General features: G+C 65.3%; 15 protein-coding genes. 11 read left to right on the top strand and 4 right to left on the bottom strand.

The features are described 5' to 3' along the window. Positions 1-14 precede the first annotated feature (14 nt). Together ACSVDO_RS10975 and ACSVDO_RS10970 are read right to left on the bottom strand one after the other, a co-directional pair. Entirely contained in the window at positions 15-1,550 is a 1,536-nt protein-coding gene (locus tag ACSVDO_RS10975) for a glycosyltransferase family 2 protein (protein WP_489592087.1), read from the bottom strand. Next, positions 1,547-2,605 carry a HEAT repeat domain-containing protein gene (locus ACSVDO_RS10970; RefSeq protein ID WP_489592085.1) on the bottom strand — a complete coding sequence of 353 codons (1,059 nt, stop codon included), beginning with the start codon at positions 2,603-2,605 and terminating at the stop codon, positions 1,547-1,549. The genes ACSVDO_RS10975 and ACSVDO_RS10970 overlap by 4 nt, the downstream gene beginning before the upstream one ends. Positions 2,606-3,427: 822 nt before the next feature. Here ACSVDO_RS10970 and ACSVDO_RS10965 point away from each other — a divergent pair. After that, positions 3,428-3,664 (top strand): hypothetical protein, encoded by a 237-nt coding sequence (locus ACSVDO_RS10965; protein ID WP_489592084.1) that lies wholly within the window; start codon positions 3,428-3,430, stop codon positions 3,662-3,664. A 32-nt stretch (positions 3,665-3,696) separates the two neighbouring features. On the opposite strand, the gene ACSVDO_RS10960 is transcribed toward ACSVDO_RS10965, so the two are convergent. Further along, positions 3,697-4,284, bottom strand: coding sequence for a nucleotidyltransferase family protein (locus ACSVDO_RS10960; protein ID WP_489592083.1), 588 nt, complete (start codon positions 4,282-4,284; stop codon positions 3,697-3,699). An 83-nt stretch (positions 4,285-4,367) separates the two neighbouring features. Between ACSVDO_RS10960 and ACSVDO_RS10955 the strand changes: the two genes are divergently transcribed. The 10 genes from ACSVDO_RS10955 (at position 4,368) to ACSVDO_RS10910 (ending at position 14,068) form a co-directional block, all read left to right on the top strand. Further along, a complete protein-coding gene (locus tag ACSVDO_RS10955) occupies positions 4,368-5,231 on the top strand; it encodes a LysR family transcriptional regulator (protein WP_489592082.1) in 864 nt (287 codons plus the stop codon). A 117-nt stretch (positions 5,232-5,348) separates the two neighbouring features. Continuing rightward, a complete protein-coding gene (locus tag ACSVDO_RS10950) occupies positions 5,349-6,320 on the top strand; it encodes an isopenicillin N synthase family dioxygenase (protein ID WP_489592081.1) in 972 nt (323 codons plus the stop codon). Positions 6,321-6,324: 4 nt separating this feature from the next. Beyond that, on the top strand, positions 6,325-7,107 hold the full coding sequence (locus ACSVDO_RS10945; protein WP_489592079.1) for an alpha/beta fold hydrolase: 783 nt from the start codon (positions 6,325-6,327) through the stop codon (positions 7,105-7,107). 147 nt (positions 7,108-7,254) lie between these two features. Next, on the top strand, positions 7,255-8,244 hold the full coding sequence (locus tag ACSVDO_RS10940) for an ABC transporter substrate-binding protein (protein ID WP_489592078.1): 990 nt from the start codon (positions 7,255-7,257) through the stop codon (positions 8,242-8,244). Between the two features lie 70 nt (positions 8,245-8,314). Next, a complete protein-coding gene (locus ACSVDO_RS10935; RefSeq protein ID WP_489592077.1) occupies positions 8,315-9,088 on the top strand; it encodes an ABC transporter ATP-binding protein in 774 nt (257 codons plus the stop codon). Between the two features lie 42 nt (positions 9,089-9,130). Further along, positions 9,131-9,889 (top strand): ABC transporter permease, encoded by a 759-nt coding sequence (locus ACSVDO_RS10930; protein ID WP_332534618.1) that lies wholly within the window; start codon positions 9,131-9,133, stop codon positions 9,887-9,889. 23 nt (positions 9,890-9,912) lie between these two features. Then, positions 9,913-10,416 (top strand): nucleoside deaminase, encoded by a 504-nt coding sequence (locus ACSVDO_RS10925; RefSeq protein WP_332548835.1) that lies wholly within the window; start codon positions 9,913-9,915, stop codon positions 10,414-10,416. Between the two features lie 9 nt (positions 10,417-10,425). Then, a complete protein-coding gene (locus ACSVDO_RS10920) occupies positions 10,426-11,256 on the top strand; it encodes an FAD binding domain-containing protein (RefSeq protein ID WP_489592076.1) in 831 nt (276 codons plus the stop codon). Next, positions 11,253-13,538 carry a xanthine dehydrogenase family protein molybdopterin-binding subunit gene (locus ACSVDO_RS10915; RefSeq protein ID WP_489592075.1) on the top strand — a complete coding sequence of 762 codons (2,286 nt, stop codon included), beginning with the start codon at positions 11,253-11,255 and terminating at the stop codon, positions 13,536-13,538. Before ACSVDO_RS10920 ends, ACSVDO_RS10915 begins: the two co-directional genes overlap by 4 nt. Then, positions 13,535-14,068, top strand: coding sequence for a (2Fe-2S)-binding protein (locus ACSVDO_RS10910; RefSeq protein WP_489592074.1), 534 nt, complete (start codon positions 13,535-13,537; stop codon positions 14,066-14,068). Before ACSVDO_RS10915 ends, ACSVDO_RS10910 begins: the two co-directional genes overlap by 4 nt. On the opposite strand, the gene ACSVDO_RS10905 is transcribed toward ACSVDO_RS10910, so the two are convergent. Beyond that, the gene (locus ACSVDO_RS10905) at positions 14,041-15,165 is read right to left on the bottom strand and encodes a Fic family protein (RefSeq protein WP_489592073.1); all 1,125 of its coding nucleotides are present in this window, start codon (positions 15,163-15,165) and stop codon (positions 14,041-14,043) included. The two genes, ACSVDO_RS10910 and ACSVDO_RS10905, sit on opposite strands and share 28 nt — an antisense overlap. Positions 15,166-15,215: the final 50 nt, after the last annotated feature.

Raw genomic sequence — 15,215 nt, 5'->3', positions numbered from 1 at the left:
GTACTTTCGATGGCTTAAGGAACGGAGGTGTCCGAGGCGGTGGCCTGGGGGGGTGTTCTTGACTCCACCGCATCAGGCACTTGCCAGGACCCGTCGCGACGTATTTTTCCCCAGCGCCGAACATGCCGCCGCGCGCTGAACGCCCAGCGCATCAGTCCGGTGACACGCCAGACCGCAGTCAACTGGCGGTAGCCAAAGTTCTCCAGCACGGCCCATGCGAGCAGTTTGAGTTGCTGGCTTAGCTTGGGGTACATGCGGTACGAAAGCTCCTCCAAGAGCAGGGCATTGATGGAGAGCAGGACGCCGATGCCGATCGCGGCGATCAGGAAGATCAGGAAGATCTGCCCCGACACCAGGCCCAGGATCAAGAGCACGGTCATGACGACATAACCCAGCAGTTCAATCAGCGGTCCGATGAATTCGAACAACAGCATGAAAGGGAAGCTGAGCCAGCCAAGAACGCCGCTGCGTCGGCTGAACATCAGGCCCAGATTGGGCCACAGGCTCTCGGCCAGTCCGCGTTGCCAGCGAATGCGCTGGTTTCGCAGCGACTCCAGGTCTTCGGGCACTTCCGTCCAGCAAATCGGATCGGGAACGAAGGTGATGCGGTATGGCCGCTTCTCCTCACGCATGGCACGGTGCAGGCGGACCACCAGATCCATGTCTTCGCCCATGGTGTCGCGGCGGTAACCACCGATCGATATCACCCGCTCCTTGTAGAAGACGCCGAAGGCGCCGGAGATGATCAGCAAGGCATTGAAGGGCGACCAACCCATGCGTCCGAACAGGAATGCCCGCAGGTACTCGATCAGTTGAAATCCAGCCAGGAATCCCTTGGGCAAACCCACCTTGTCCAGCAGGCCGTTCTTGACCGAGCAGCCGTTGAGTACGCGCACCACGCCGCCACAGGCCACGGTGCGTGCGTCCTGAAGAAAAGGCCGCACCACGCGCGACAGGCTGTCGGTTTGAAGAACGCAGTCGGCGTCTATCGTGCAGTAAAGCGGGAAGCGAGCGCAGTTGAGCCCTGCATTCAAGGCATCGGCTTTGCCGCCATTGGCTTTGTCCACCAGGCGCAGGCGGGGCATCGTCGGCGAGAAATAAAAGCCTCTGACGTCCTCCGTCTTGAGGCGGCGGCGATAGGCCTCGGGAAACGGCAGCATGCCAAAGGCGTTGATCACCGTTTCCAGGGTCTTGTCGGTGGAACCGTCGTTGATGATCACAATCTCGTACTCAGGATAGTCCATGGCCATCAAGGAACGCACGCTGGAGGCGATCGATTGCGCTTCGTTGTACGCCGGCAGAATGATGCTGACGGGCGGTTGGTAGGCGCGCAATGCAGCGGGCAGGTAGCGCGCCCTGTGCTCGCGCATGTGGCGCACGATGCTGAACCCGGAAATCACGCTGAGCAGCAGGTAGGCCAGGTTCAGCACGACAAAGTAGAAGAGGAAAAACCACTGCAGTGACGTCATCCAGCTCACCCAGGGCATTTGCCCCAGTTCAGCCGCAATTTGATGCCACCCGGCCGCAAGGGCGTTGAAGAATTCGTTCATGCCATCCTCCTTTGCGGTAGCTCCGACAGCACATGCTGGATGATTTCTCGTGCGAACACATCATGCTGTCTGGCGCCGATGCGTTGAATGCGTTCCTCATTTCCTGCGCACAAGGAACTGAGGGCTTGGGCCGCTCGGTAGCGCACCCACCACTGCCTGTCCGAAAGCAACGGAACCAGCCGTGCCTCGTCGCTGTTGTCTCCCAGGCGAGCCAGCGCGGTGGCCGCATGCATGCGCACATGCCAGCGGGGATGGGCGAGAAAACTTCGCACGTGATCGACATCGGCGCGATCGGTGACCATCTGCAGGCAGGTGGAGAGTACGTGATCGTCCATCTTGGAATCCAGCAACTGGCGGATGACAAGCGCCGCGCGTTGCGTGTCCGTATCGGCCAGGAAGCGCACCAGCCTGGCGGCGGTATTGTCGTTGGCGCGCAAAACCGCACTGGACAGGACGGCGGCCGTGTTGTCGGCGTCGTTCCCTTTGAGAATGCGCGCCACTGTCCCATCTGGCCAGTTCTCGTGTTCGGCAATCGCCGGAACAAACAGTTCCAACGCTCTGGCAGAGTCGATCTGTGTCAGCGCCCGGGCGGCACAAAGTGACAGGATGGGGCCGGGATCCGAGAGATAGGGGACCAGCGTCTCGAAGTCGCGCATATCTCCCTGATGGCCCAGAGCGATGATGGCCATCCCGCAATCGTGATAGTTGCCGTGCAGCATGCGACGGGCCACTGCGGAGAGACCTACGCGTTCGCCGATATTGCGCAGCTGCGCATTTCTCTCGGGCGCCGCTTCGTGGATATCGTTCCACGCTTCGATGAAGGCCGGTGCATCGCGCGCCGGGACCGCGGGCAGGGCGATGTTTTCCCCTGTCGATGCTCTTTCAAAGAGGTTTCGCCATTGCTGCAGTCCGCGCAAGTGCCGGCGCTCTCGGTGCTTGGTGAACCAGCGCATCGCAAGGATGATCAAAAGCATGACCAACGCCAGCGTCATCGCGCAAACGCCGATCCAGAATGCAAACACCACATTCGGAGTGTTGTCCAGGAAAAAACGCATTTTTTTCTCCCTGCTTCACGATCACCACATGCGCACACGACTGGAAGGTGCTGCCAATCGATGAATGCTATCGCGTTCAACGTTGGGATTTGACGCCTGTGTTACAGATGCTAGGCTTTTTGTTGAAGACTGTCACTTGTTGTACCGTGCTTGGTTACAGATTTATTTGCGCCGGCGCCTCAAGCCTTCGATTTGGCGTATTTCTTTGAATATCGGAGCGTGCGATGGCCCGTGCGTGAAACTGGCGTCGGGGTCGGGCTTATCGGCGAGGGCGCGCTGGCAAAGCCAATCCTGTGGCGGTCACGCCGCGGCCTACCGTTGCTTTGCCATCTTCGTGACTTCCGCCAGCGCCCGGAGCTCGCGCCAAGCCAAGTCCCGGCCCATGGGCGCCAAACAGCGATTCGTGCACGGGAACAAGCGTTCATTCGGCTCGAACCTTTGGAAGTCCCGGTCGTTGCGGCACAGGCCGGAGCATCGCTGGAATGTGACACGGCTGGCGCATGACGCTGCGCACGGCGTGGTTCGGGTTGACGTGGGGGCACCTGGCCGTGGCCCTGGAAGTTCGACCGCCAGCCAGGGGGATGGTCGTAGTGTGTACGGCTGCAGCCCAGGAGTATTTCGCTCCTGAAATGGATGAGCGGACGAAACTTGGAACTCGAGGTCGTGGCAGCCAAGACAGGCTGCTTTCTGAGGTGGTATCTACTAGATACGATGTATATTATGTTAAGTATTGGCTATACAGTTTTGCTCCACTCCGATGGCCAGTCCGCTCCAGTTTCTGTGCCAGGGCCTGAACCGGCGAAAGCGTGCTAACTTCCCCGTATGGAATTTTTCACTGCCTCCATCCAATGGACGCTGCGCCATCCCTGGCTGATGCTGGGTGCGCTGGTGGCCCTCGGTTGTGCGGTCCGCTGGACGGGCCGGTCGGGCAAGCGTTCGCGTGCAAAGCACGGCGCGGCCGGGCTGCTGCGCTCGCGCAAGGAGCAGCAACGGTTTTCCCCGCTTTCCACGGTCTACGCGCCCAAAGGCTACCGGCGGCAGAGGCCGCCACGCAGCTGAGCGCTGCTGGAAGCCTGTAACGGCAACGGCATTCAACGCGCTGTCGGTCGCTGATCCCAGCGCTCGGCCACGCGGGCCAGGTCGGCCAGCGTATCGGTGTCTGCTAGAGCACCCCAGTCTTGCAGTACCACTGGCTGCAACTGATTCTGCGCCTGTGCTGAGCGCACCACGCTCTGTGCGCCGCTGTCGCCCGTCAGCTGCAGCAGCTGCTCCCCCCACGCCGCCGAAAAACCGACAGGATGGCCCCACTGGCCATCGATCTGCGGCCGCACCACGCCGCCCAGCGCTTGCAATGCCTGGGCGACGGCGCGCAGGCTGGCCGGTGCCACGGCCGGCAGGTCGCCGGGCAATATCAGCCAGCCGCTGGCGTCTGACGACAACGCCACGCCGCGCGCGATCGAATGGCCCATGCCTTCGCTGCGCCACAGCGGGCTGTTTTCAACGAGCACCGCGCCCAGCCCGCTGGCCGCGACGGCCGCCAGCGTGTGCTCGAGCACGCTGCGCCCATGCAACTGGGCTTGCAGCTTGCCGGTCTGCGCGCCCGAAGCGCGAAAGCGCTTTCCCTGGCCCGCGGCGAGAACCACCACCACGGGATTGCTGTTGTCGTTGCTGCTGTGCATCGCGGCCATTGTAGAAAGTCTGGCACGCAAGCTGCAGGCCATGGGGAATGCACATCCATGCCCGAGTTCTCAAATCCTTCGACATGATCCGCCGCTGCGGGTCTATCCGTGAGGCTTCACGCCATCTGCACATTGCCTCGTCGGCGATCAACCGCCAGTTGCTGCAACTCGAGGACACGCTGGGCATGCCGCTGTTCGAGCGCCTGCCGCATGGGCTGGAACTCACGGCCGCGGGCGAAGCCTTTGCGCGCCATGTGCAGAACGTCTTTCAGGACGAGCGCCGCCTTTCCCAGGAACTTGGTCAACTGCAGGGCCTGCAGCGCGGGCCCCTGCATGTGATGGCCGTCGAAGGCCTGTGCAGCGATCTGCTGCCGCGCATGCTGGTCCGGCTGTACCGCCGTCATCCAGGACTGTCGGTGCAATTGCACACCGGCGGATCGGCGGCCACGGCCCAGGCGGTGCGCACCGGCGATGCCGACATCGGGCTGGGGTTCTCGATAGCGGCCGATGACGACCTGCAGGCCTGCTGCCTGCGCCGGGATCCCGTAGGTGCGGTGCTCAGCCCCGAGCATCCGCTCGCCGGCCGGCCCAGGCTGAGTCTGGCCGAATGCGCGCAGGCGTCGCCCTTGATACTGCCCTTGCCCAGCCTGTCGTTGCATGCGCTGCTGGCCCCCCTGCTCTCGGGCCTGGCCGAGCGCCCTGCCGTTTTGCTGGAAACCGCCTCGCTTGATCTGGGCAAGCGCCTCGCACAACAAGGCCTGGGCATTGCCTTTCAAAGCCGCTGGGGGCTGGAGCAGGAAATGGCGTCGGGCCAGTTGGTGCATGTGCCGCTGCATTCTCCGGCACCACTGTGGTGCGAACTGGGCGTTTACGTGCGGGCCGGGCGCAGCCTGCCGCCCGCAGTCACTGCCTTGGTGCATCTGCTGATGGCCGAACTCGCGGATTGAGGCGGCGCGCCAAAAACGGCAGCACCCTGCGCCAAAAACGCTGCTACCCGCTGCCCCCGACTCCTTTTTAGACTGGCGGCTGTCGCGCTTGCCAACCGTTTTTTGAATGTTCCCGCCATGACCACCTCCCAACTGCAGCTGCCCGTGATCGATATCCATGCCTTGCGCCACGGCAGCGCCGCCCAGCGCCAGGCCGTTGCCGCGCAATTGGGCCTGGCCTGTGAAACCCACGGCTTTTTCTACATCACTGGCCATGGCATCGATGCGGCGCTGATAGATGGCGTGTTTGCTGCCAGCCGCGCCTTCTTCGACCTGCCCGAAGCGCGCAAGAACGCGCTCGACAAGCGCCACTCGCCCTGCAACCGCGGCTACGAGCCGCTGCGCGCCCAGACGCTCGAAGCCGGCGCGCCGCCCGATCTCAAGGAAAGCTTCTATATAGGCGCCGAAGTGCCGGCCGATGATGCGCGCGTGCTGGCCGGGCGTTTCAACACCGGACCCAACCAGTGGCCCGGCGAGCTGCAAGACTTCGCTTCCACCACCCAGGCCTATTACCAGGCGGTCTATGCGCTGGGCGCCGATCTGGTGCGCGGCATGGCGCTGTCGCTGCAGCTGCCCGCGGATTTCTTCGAAGCCTATCTGCGCGACGCCGCAGCCACGCTGCGCCTGCTGCACTATCCGACCCAGCCCGGAAATCCGGCACCCGGTGAAAAAGGCTGCGGCGCCCACACCGATTTCGGCGGGCTCACGCTGCTGCTGCAGGACGATCTGGGCGGCCTGCAGGTCTGGGATCGTCAGCACCAGGGCTGGATAGACGCGCCGCCCGTGGCCGGCAGTTTCGTGGTGAATATCGGCGATCTGTTTGCACGCTGGACCAATGACCGCTATGTGTCCACCCTGCACCGCGTAATCAACCGTTCGGGCCGGCGCCGTTACTCGGTGCCCTTTTTCTTCACGGGCAATCCGCTGCACGAAGTGCGCTGCATTCCCACCTGCCTGGCCGAAGGCGAGGCACCGCGCTATCCCGCGACCACGGTCGAAGACCATCAACGCGCCTGCTACCGCCGGACCTATGCCACCGCCGCGGCCTGAAACCATGAGCCACTCGACTTCCAGCGCCGGCGTGCGCGATATCGTGCTGATCCATGGCGCGTGGCAAGGCAGCTGGGCGTTCGACGCCTGGCGCCCCCTGCTTGAAACCGCGGGCTGGCGCGTGCATTGCGTGGACCTGCCGGGCAACGGCCATACGCCTGCAAGCGCCCAACGGCCCGCGACGCTGGCGGGCTATACCGACCATGTGTGCGAGGTTCTGGCTGCGCTGCAACGCCCCGCCGTGGTGCTGGGCCACAGCGGCGGCGGCATCGTCGCTTCGCAGGTGGCCCAGGCCCTGCCCGATCAGGTCGCGGCTCTGGTCTACCTTGCGGGAATGATGCTGCCCGGCGGCATGGCGTATTCCGACCTGATTGCCCAGGCCAGGGCCGATGACCCCGACTGGGTCTATAGGGGCATAGCGCCGCATCTGCGCTGGAGCGCAGACGGCGCGCACAGCGAAGTGGACCGCGACGGCGCGCTGGAGACCTTTTTGCATGACTGCCCGCCAGACGCTGCGCGCGCCGCTGCTGCCTTGCTCACGCCCCAGCCCGAAAGCGGCCGGGCGATGGCCAACGAACTTTCTGCCCAGCGTTTCGGGCGCGTGCCGCGCGTTTACGTGGGCTGTCGCAACGACCGCTCCGTGCCCTGGGCCCTGCAGCAGCGCATGCAGCGGCTGCTGCCGCCGCAGGCAAGTGTTGCCCTCGACTGCGGCCATGTGCCGCAGCTCGCCTGTCCCGGCGCGTTGACGCAGGCCTTGCTGCCTGCGCTCGAAGCCCTGCTGGCATAGCGTTTGCCGCCGGCTTTTTCGCACCTTGAAATTTGTATACGAAATCGGTATGCAAATCTGGCCTGGAATTTGCTTGATCCAACGTAACGCCGCCAGCGGCCTTTCAACCGCGTTGCGCCTTTTTTCTCACTCTCTGGAGCGCTTGCCATGTCCATCACTGTTCGCCCTGTTCTTTCCGCCCTGGCCCTGGCCTTGATGGCCTCCACTTCCCATGCGGCCGATGCGCTGACCGTACAGCTCGACTGGCTGCCCGGTGGCGACAAGTCGTTTGTCTACGCCGGTGTACAGCAGGGCTTCTTCAAGGCCGAAGGGCTGGAAGTCAAGATCGTTCCCGGGCGCGGCTCGGCCGATGCGGTGACCAAGGTCGCGTCGGGCTCGGCCGACGTGGGCTTTGGCGGAATCTCCGCCGTGATGATGGCCGCTGCCGAAGGCAAGATTCCGGTCAAGGCCGTGATGTCGCTGTACTCGGCCCAGCCCGATGCACTGTTCACCAAGGCCAGCAGCAATATCAAGAGCCTCAAGGACATGGAAGGCAAGACCGTGGGCATGCCCACGTTCTCGTCGTCGAACGCGCTGTGGCCCGTGGTGCTGCAGCGCAACAACGTCGATATCTCCAAGGTCAAGATCATCAAGACCGATCCCGCGACGCTCGCTCCCATGCTGGCCCAGGGCCGCGTCGATGCGACCATCAACTGGGTAACCGTTGCGCCCGCGTTCCAGAACGTGCTGGGCCAGGCCAAGCAGGAGCTGTCGGTGCTGCCCTGGAGCCAGTTCGGCCTGACGGGCTACGGCTGGTCGGCAATCGCGAACGACAAGACCATTGCCAGCCGCCCCGACGTGCTCAAGCGCTATCTGCGCGCGCTGACCAAGTCGCTCGAGTTCTCGATTGCCCAGCCGCGCAAGGCCGCCGAATCGCTGGTGGCGATGGTGCCCGAAGCCAATGTCGACGTGATCGAGGCCGAATTCCGCGCGTCGATTCCGCTGCTCAAGACCGAGGCCTCGGCGCGCGACGGCCTGGGTGCCTTCCAGCCCAAGCTGCTGGCCGACACCTGGGGCTGGGTCTCGGCCTCCATGGGCTACGACATCAAGAAGGTCGATCCGGAAGCGCTGGTCGATCGCCGTTTCATGGCGCGCTGATCCGGCCTTTGTATTTCCGGATGGCCAGAGCCGGCCATCCGCCTTTTGTTGCCTGCCTGCTGGATCTTCTATGCCTTGCGTCATCGACCTGAATGCCGTCACCCAAACCTTTGTGTCCAGCGATGGCAGCCCTGTCACTGCCCTGCACAACGTCGATCTGCACCTGCAGCGCAATGAATTCATCTCGCTGATAGGCCCCTCGGGCTGCGGAAAATCGACGGTGCTGCGCCTGATCGCGGGCTTGCTGCGGCCCAGCTCCGGTGAAGTGCGGATCTTCGATCTGCCCGTGACCGAGCCGCGCGACGAGATCGGCATGGTCTTCCAGAAGCCCACGCTGCTGCCCTGGCTCAGCGTGGTCGACAACATCACCTTTCCCATGCGCCACAAGTACGGCCGCGTGGATGCCAGGGACCAGGCGCGCGCCCAGGCGCTGCTGCAGATGATCGGCCTGCAGGACTTCGGCCACAAGCGCCCGCACGAGCTTTCGGGCGGCATGCAGCAGCGCGTGGCGATCGCGCGCTCGCTGCTGCACGACCCCGACATCCTGCTGATGGACGAGCCGTTCTCGGCGCTGGACGCGCTCACGCGTGACGAAATGAGTTTCGAGTTGCTACGCATCTGCAGCGAACGCCCCAAGACCGTGGTCTTCGTGACCCACTCCATTCAGGAAGCGCTGCTGCTGTCGGACCGCATCGTGGTGATGAGCGCGCGCCCGGGCCGCGTGTCGCAGATCATCGATGTGCCGCTGGCCCGGCCGCGCACGCTGCAGACGCTGACCGACCCGGTGTTCACGCGCATGGCCAACGAGATCCGCGAGCAGGTGTTCACGCGCCACCCGCACTGATCGCCCCCCCTGCCCCACGCCACCACTTTCCGGATTTTGCCCATGAAAGCCTTTGCCTTCCGCCATGCCTCGTTGCTGGCTTTTATCGTCCTGCTGGGCCTCTGGGAGCTGGCCTGCCGTGCGCTGGCCGTGCCCGAGTTCATCCTGCCCGCGCCCAGTGCGATTGCGCTGGCCGCGGGCAGCCTGGGCCTGGCACGCTGGGCCGAGCACCTGTGGGCGACGATTGAAGTCGCGCTGCTGGGCTATGCGCTGGCCATCGCGCTGTCGATTCCCTTGGCCGTGGCGATCACGCGCTCGGCGCTGCTGTCGCGCATCGTCATGCCCTGGCTGGTCGTCATCCAGTCGACGCCCATCGTCGCCGTCGCGCCCATCATTGTCGTCACGCTGGGCGCGGGCGTGCTGCCGCGCGTGGCCATCACCACGCTGCTGGCGTTCTTCCCCCTGGTGGTCTCCACCTGCCTGGGACTGTCGTCGGTGCCGGCCGAGTTCATTGAGCTGTCGCGCTCGCTGCGCGCCAATACCGCGCGCCAGTACTGGCAGGTGCGCATGCCGTTTGCGATTCCGCATGTGTTCTCGGCAATGAAGGTGTCGGTCACGCTGGCCGTGGTCGGCGCCGTGGTGGCCGAGTTTGTCGCCGCCGAAAAAGGCCTGGGCTATCTGATCCTGTTCACCACCTCGTCTTTCAAGGTGCCCGTGGCCTTTGCCGCACTGGCGCTGCTGGTGCTCAGCAGCCTCACGCTCTACAGCCTGGTGCAATGGGTGCACCAGCGCTTCTTTGGCTGGAGCAGCCCCAAGGCCTGATTCATCTCACTTTCTCACTTGCCATGACCACCCTGCCCCCCGCCAGCCCACCCTCGCCCGAACAGATTGAGCGCCATCTGCGCCGCACCATGGAAGTCGCCGAGCGCGCCGTGAGCATAGGCCGCCACCCGTTTGGCGCCATTCTGGTCGCGCCCGACAACGAAACCGTGCTGCTGGAGCAGTGCAACATCGACACCGTCAACCATGCCGAGTCGACGCTGGCGCGGGTTGCGGCCAGCAACTATCCGGCCGACTATCTGTGGAACTGCACGCTGTACACCTCGGTCGAGCCCTGCTGCATGTGCGCCGGCACCTCGTACTGGGCCAACATCGGCCGCGTGGTGTTTGGCATGACCGAGCACGCGCTGCTGCAGCAGACCGGCAACCACGCCGAGAACCCGACGATGAGCGTGGCCTCGCGCTATGTGTTCGATCACTGCCAGAAGCCTGTGGAGTTGATAGGCCCTGTTCCCGCGCTCGAAGCCGAGATTGCCGCACAGCAGCGCGCGTTCTGGGCCGGGCGCTGAAGGCCGGCCATGCAATTGCTCAGGCCCGACAGCCCGGCCCATGCCATCGCGCTGCGCGCCGCGCATCCGGGCGCGCGCTTTGTCGCCGGCGGCACGGCCTTGCAGCAGGAATGGGGCGATCGCCACCGCGCCCCGGCCGGCTGCTGTCTGATTCCCCTGCATCACCTGAGCGCCTTGCATGGCATTGAACTGATCGAAGACGCAAGCGCGCTGCGCATAGGCGCGGCCATGCCGCTGGAAACCGTGCGCACCCACGCGCTGGTGCGCGCGCATGCACCGCTGCTGGTTGAAGCGCTTGCTCAGCTGGGCGCCCTGGGCGTGCGGCATCTGGGCACGCTGGGCGGCAACGTCGCATGGCGCTGGGGCGACAGCACGCCCGCGCTGCTGGTGCTCGATGCCCAGGCCGAATGCGCGCATGCGCCCGGCCAGCGCCTGCCGCTGGCGGCGTTGTTGGCCCAAGCCGAATTGCCGTTGATTGTGGCCTTGCATATTCCGCTGCGGCCCGGTCATCCGCAGCCACACACCGCCTTCGAGAAAGCCGCAGCGCGCGCGGCCTTTGCGCCGGCGCGACTGAGCCTGGCGCTGCGCTGGAATGCGGGGCAGCTGAGCCACGCGGCCTGTGCCGCGCCCGATGTGCCGGCGCGTCTGCTGGGCCGAACGCTTGCCTGGCTGCATTCCCATCCCGCAACGCGCGGCGCTGCGGCGCTTGCCGGTCTGCGCCAGGCCTGCGCCGCCGACGGCCTGCCCAGCGAGCATCCCGAAGATCTCGCTCATCTGGCAGCCCGCCTGATTGCAGGCCATTGCGGCCTGCTGGGCCCTGCCATCGAGGAAGTGCCATGACACAGCCGAATGCACCGCTGCCCGCGGGCGTGATGCGCCCGCTGGCGCACGCCGACCTTGCCCGGCCCGACGCGCTGGCCAAGCTCGGCGGCAACCCCGGCTATCTGAGCGACCGCATTGCGCCCGGCCAGCTGCGTGGCGCGATGCTTGGCAGCCCGCATCCGCATGCGCGCATCGTGTCCATCGATACCGCGGCGGCACGCGCTCTGCCCGGCGTGCACGCGGTCGTGACCCATGCCGATATTCCGGGCCAGGCCGACTACGGCCTGCGCCGCGTGGACCGCCCCGCGCTGTGTCGCGACCGTGTGCGCTATGTGGGCGATGCCGTGGCCGCGGTGGCGGCCGACAGCTTGGACATCGCCCATGCGGCGCTGGATCTGATTGCGGTCGAGTATGAATTGCTGCCCGCCGTGACCTGCCCCGAAGCCGCGTTGCGGCCCGAAGCAACTGCCGTGCATGCGGGCGGCAATCTGCTGCACCAGCACCATCACCGCCTGGGCGATGACGGCGCCGCCGACGCTGCCACGGTGCACCGTGTCAGCGCCACATACGAGACGCCGCGCCAGATGCATGCATTTTTGGAAACCGAAGGCGGCGTGGCCGAGCCCGACGGCCAGGACGGGCTGTGCCTGTATTTCGCCAACCACAACCCCGAGCGTGAGCGCCAGGTCGTTGCCGCGCTGCTTGATATACCGCCCGAGCGCGTGCACAGCGTGGGCTCGCCGGTCGGCGGCTCCTACGGCGGCAAGGACGAACTCACGGTCCAGCCGATTGCCGCGCTGCTTGCCTGGAAGACCCAGCGCAGCGTGCGCCTGCATCTGGGGCGCGCGCAATCGACGGATTTCGGCGTCAAGCGCCACCCCATGCGCATCCAGATGGAAAGCGGCTGCGATGCCCGCGGGCGGCTGACTTGCCACCGCGTGCAGATCCTGGCCGATACCGGCGCCTACGCCACCCATGGTCCCGAAGTGCTGGACGCGGCGCTGGAACACGCGCCCGGGCCGTATGCCTGGCAGTCCATCGACATCGCCGGGCGCCTGGCCTATACCAACAACGGCGTGGCCGGCGCGTTTCGCGGCTTTGGCGCGGTGCAGGTGCAGTTCGCGCTCGAGCAGCAGATGGACAGGCTGGCCCATGCTGCGCATCTGGACCCCGCGGATTTCCGCCTGCGCAACCTCAAGCCCGTCGATGCGCCCGGGCCGCTGGGCCAGATCGTCGTGCCGTTCGACGGTCCGCAGCGCGCGCTCGCGGCGCTGGTGCGGCATCCGCTGTGGGTTTCGCATCCCCAGCGCCATTGGAGCGATGGGCCAGGCGGACGCTACCGCCACGGCATAGGTCTGGCGCTGGTGCACCGCAGCGACGGCTTCGGCAAGGGCTTTCCTTTCGGCTGCCGCATGGAGCTGGCGCTGGCCGAGGACGGCGCCATCGAGCTGCGCAGCGGCTTCACCGAACTGGGCCAGAACCTGCTGTCCGCGGTGCGCAATACCTGCGTGCATTTCCTGCACTGTGGCCCCGGTGACGTGCGCCCGGTGCTGGGTGACACACGCTGCACGCCCGACTCCGGGCCGGTCGCGGCCTCGCGCGCGACCACGCTGGTCTGGCATGCGCTGCAGCGCGCCGCGCCGCAATGGCGCTCGCAGCTGCTTGCCGCGACCGCGCAGGCATTCGATGTGGCGCGCGAAAATCTGCGACTCGGCGCCGGCGGCGTGCATGGCCGCGCGGGGCTGATCGCCAGCTACGCGCAACTGGCTCTGCATATGGGCGCGCAGCGACCGAAGATCACCATAGACCAGCCGCCCGAAGTCACGCCCAGCGACGCGCCCGACACCCACTATGTGTTTGGCGCCTGCGCAGGCGTCGCGCATGCGGTGGTCGACAGCTGGACCGGCAGCATACGCATCACGGAAATGGCCCTGGTCGGCGCCGTGGGCCCAGTGGTGTCGCCCATGGGCTATCTGGGCCAGTTAGAAGGCGGAGCGCTCATGGGCCAGGCGCTGTGCACGCAGGAATCACTGGACTGCGTGGACGGCCATTACCAGCAGCGCAACCTCGACAGCTATCTGATTCCCACGCTGGCCGACGCGCCCTCCATGGACGTCTGGGCCATCGAGGGCCTGCCCGAAGACGACACGACCGGGCCGCGCGGCACGGGAGAAATCAGCGTCAATATTGCGACGCCGGCCTGCGCCAACGCCATTGCCTGCGCCTTGCAGTCGCCCATTGAAAGCCTGCCGGTGCGTCCGGCAACCGTCTTTCGCCTGCTTGAAGGAGTCTTCGCATGAACGCCTGCATCCCTTTGGCTGTTGCCGAAAACGCCGACGCCGCGCCGCCGGTCTGGTCGTTCGTGCTCAACGGCCAGGTGGTCGAAGTGCACTGCGCGCCCGACCAGCGCCTCTTGAGCCTGCTGCGCGAACATTTCCTGCTGGTCGGCGCCAAGCCCGGCTGTGAAGTCGGCCGCTGCGGCGCCTGCATGGTCTGGCTCGACGGCCAGCCCGCCAACAGCTGCCTGCTGATGGCCTGGCAGCTCGAGGGCCGGCAGGTCACCACGATTGAATCCCTGTCGCGCACACCCCAGGCCGCGCCCGTCGTAGCAGCGCTGGCGCAAAGCGGCGGCGTGCAATGCGGCTACTGCAGCGCGGGAATGTGCATGGGGCTGACCTATCTGCACCAGCAGCCCGGAATGGACGCTCCCACGGCCAGCGCGCTGATGTGCGGCCATCTGTGCCGCTGCACGGGCTATGGCGGCATCCAGCGGGCGATTGATGCGCTTTTCCCCGCGCCCGATCAGCGGAATTCCGCGGGGATTTCGTAGGCTGAACTGCGCCCCCCCGCAGAAGCCTTGACCAGCATCCCTGCATCCACCAGCGCGGTGATGTCGCGCAAGGCGGTATCAGCCGAAGTCTTGGTGATGGCCGCCCATTTCCTGGCGGTCAGCTTGCCTTCGAAGTCTTCGAACAGCCGGTTGAGCGCCTTTTGCTGACGCGCATTGAGCGCCACATGGGCAAACCTGCTCCAGTAGGCGTTGCGCTGCTGGCTGATACCGACGCCGGCCAAGGCGTGCTCGACGGCCAGATGCACGCTGCGCAGAAACCACTGCAGCCAGGCCGTGACGTTCATGCCGCCCTGCTGTGTCTGTTCCAGGATCTGGTAGTAGGCTTCGCGTTCGCGCTGTATCTGGCCGGCAAGGCTGTAATAGCGCTGCGGACTGGCGTCGGCGCGGGCCAGGAACAGATCTCCCACTGCGCGCGCGACGCGCCCGTTGCCGTCGTCAAAGGGGTGCAGCGTCACGAACCAGAGGTGGGCCAGCCCTGCCTTGATCATCGGATGGTGGTTGCAGTCGGTGTTGGCCCAATCGACAAATTGCGCCATTTCTCGCGTGAGCTGGTCCGCTGCGGGCGCCTCGAAGTGCACCTTTTCACGGCCGATTCGCCCTGACACGACTTGCATGGGGCCTTGCTCATCCTTGCGCCATTCGCCGGGCTGTATGCGCTGCAAGCCGCTATAGCCCGTGGGAAACAAGGCCGCATGCCAGGCAAAAAGTCTTTGTTCGCTCAAGGCCTCGGTGCAGCGGGCCGTGGCATCGAGCACCATGTCCACCACGCCTTCGGCATTGCGGTCTGCCGCCACCACCGCGCCTGCGTCCACTCCGAGGCGGCGCGCAACGGATGAGCGCACGGATTGCGGTGGAAAATGTTCGCCTTCTATCGCGCTGGTCTTGAGAACGTCGGACGTCAAGGCGTCGACTTCCATGCGTTCGCGCACGGCCAGGCCCAGCTGCGACAGCGCACCAAACAGCTTTCCCTGCGCCATTGCGACTTCGGTCAGCGGTGTGGCGAGCGCACCGATGTCGTAGCGCCACTGCGGCCATTCGGGCAATTGCCAGATGTAGGTACGGTTTTCGGTGGCCATAAGGTTGCGGTGATTAGAGGCATTATTCTCCGCATTTTTGCGGAGAATAG

The organism is Comamonas sp. DB36 (assembly GCF_057914905.1).
Note: the sequence above shows the minus strand (reverse complement) of the source record. Positions and strands in the feature narration are given on the sequence as shown.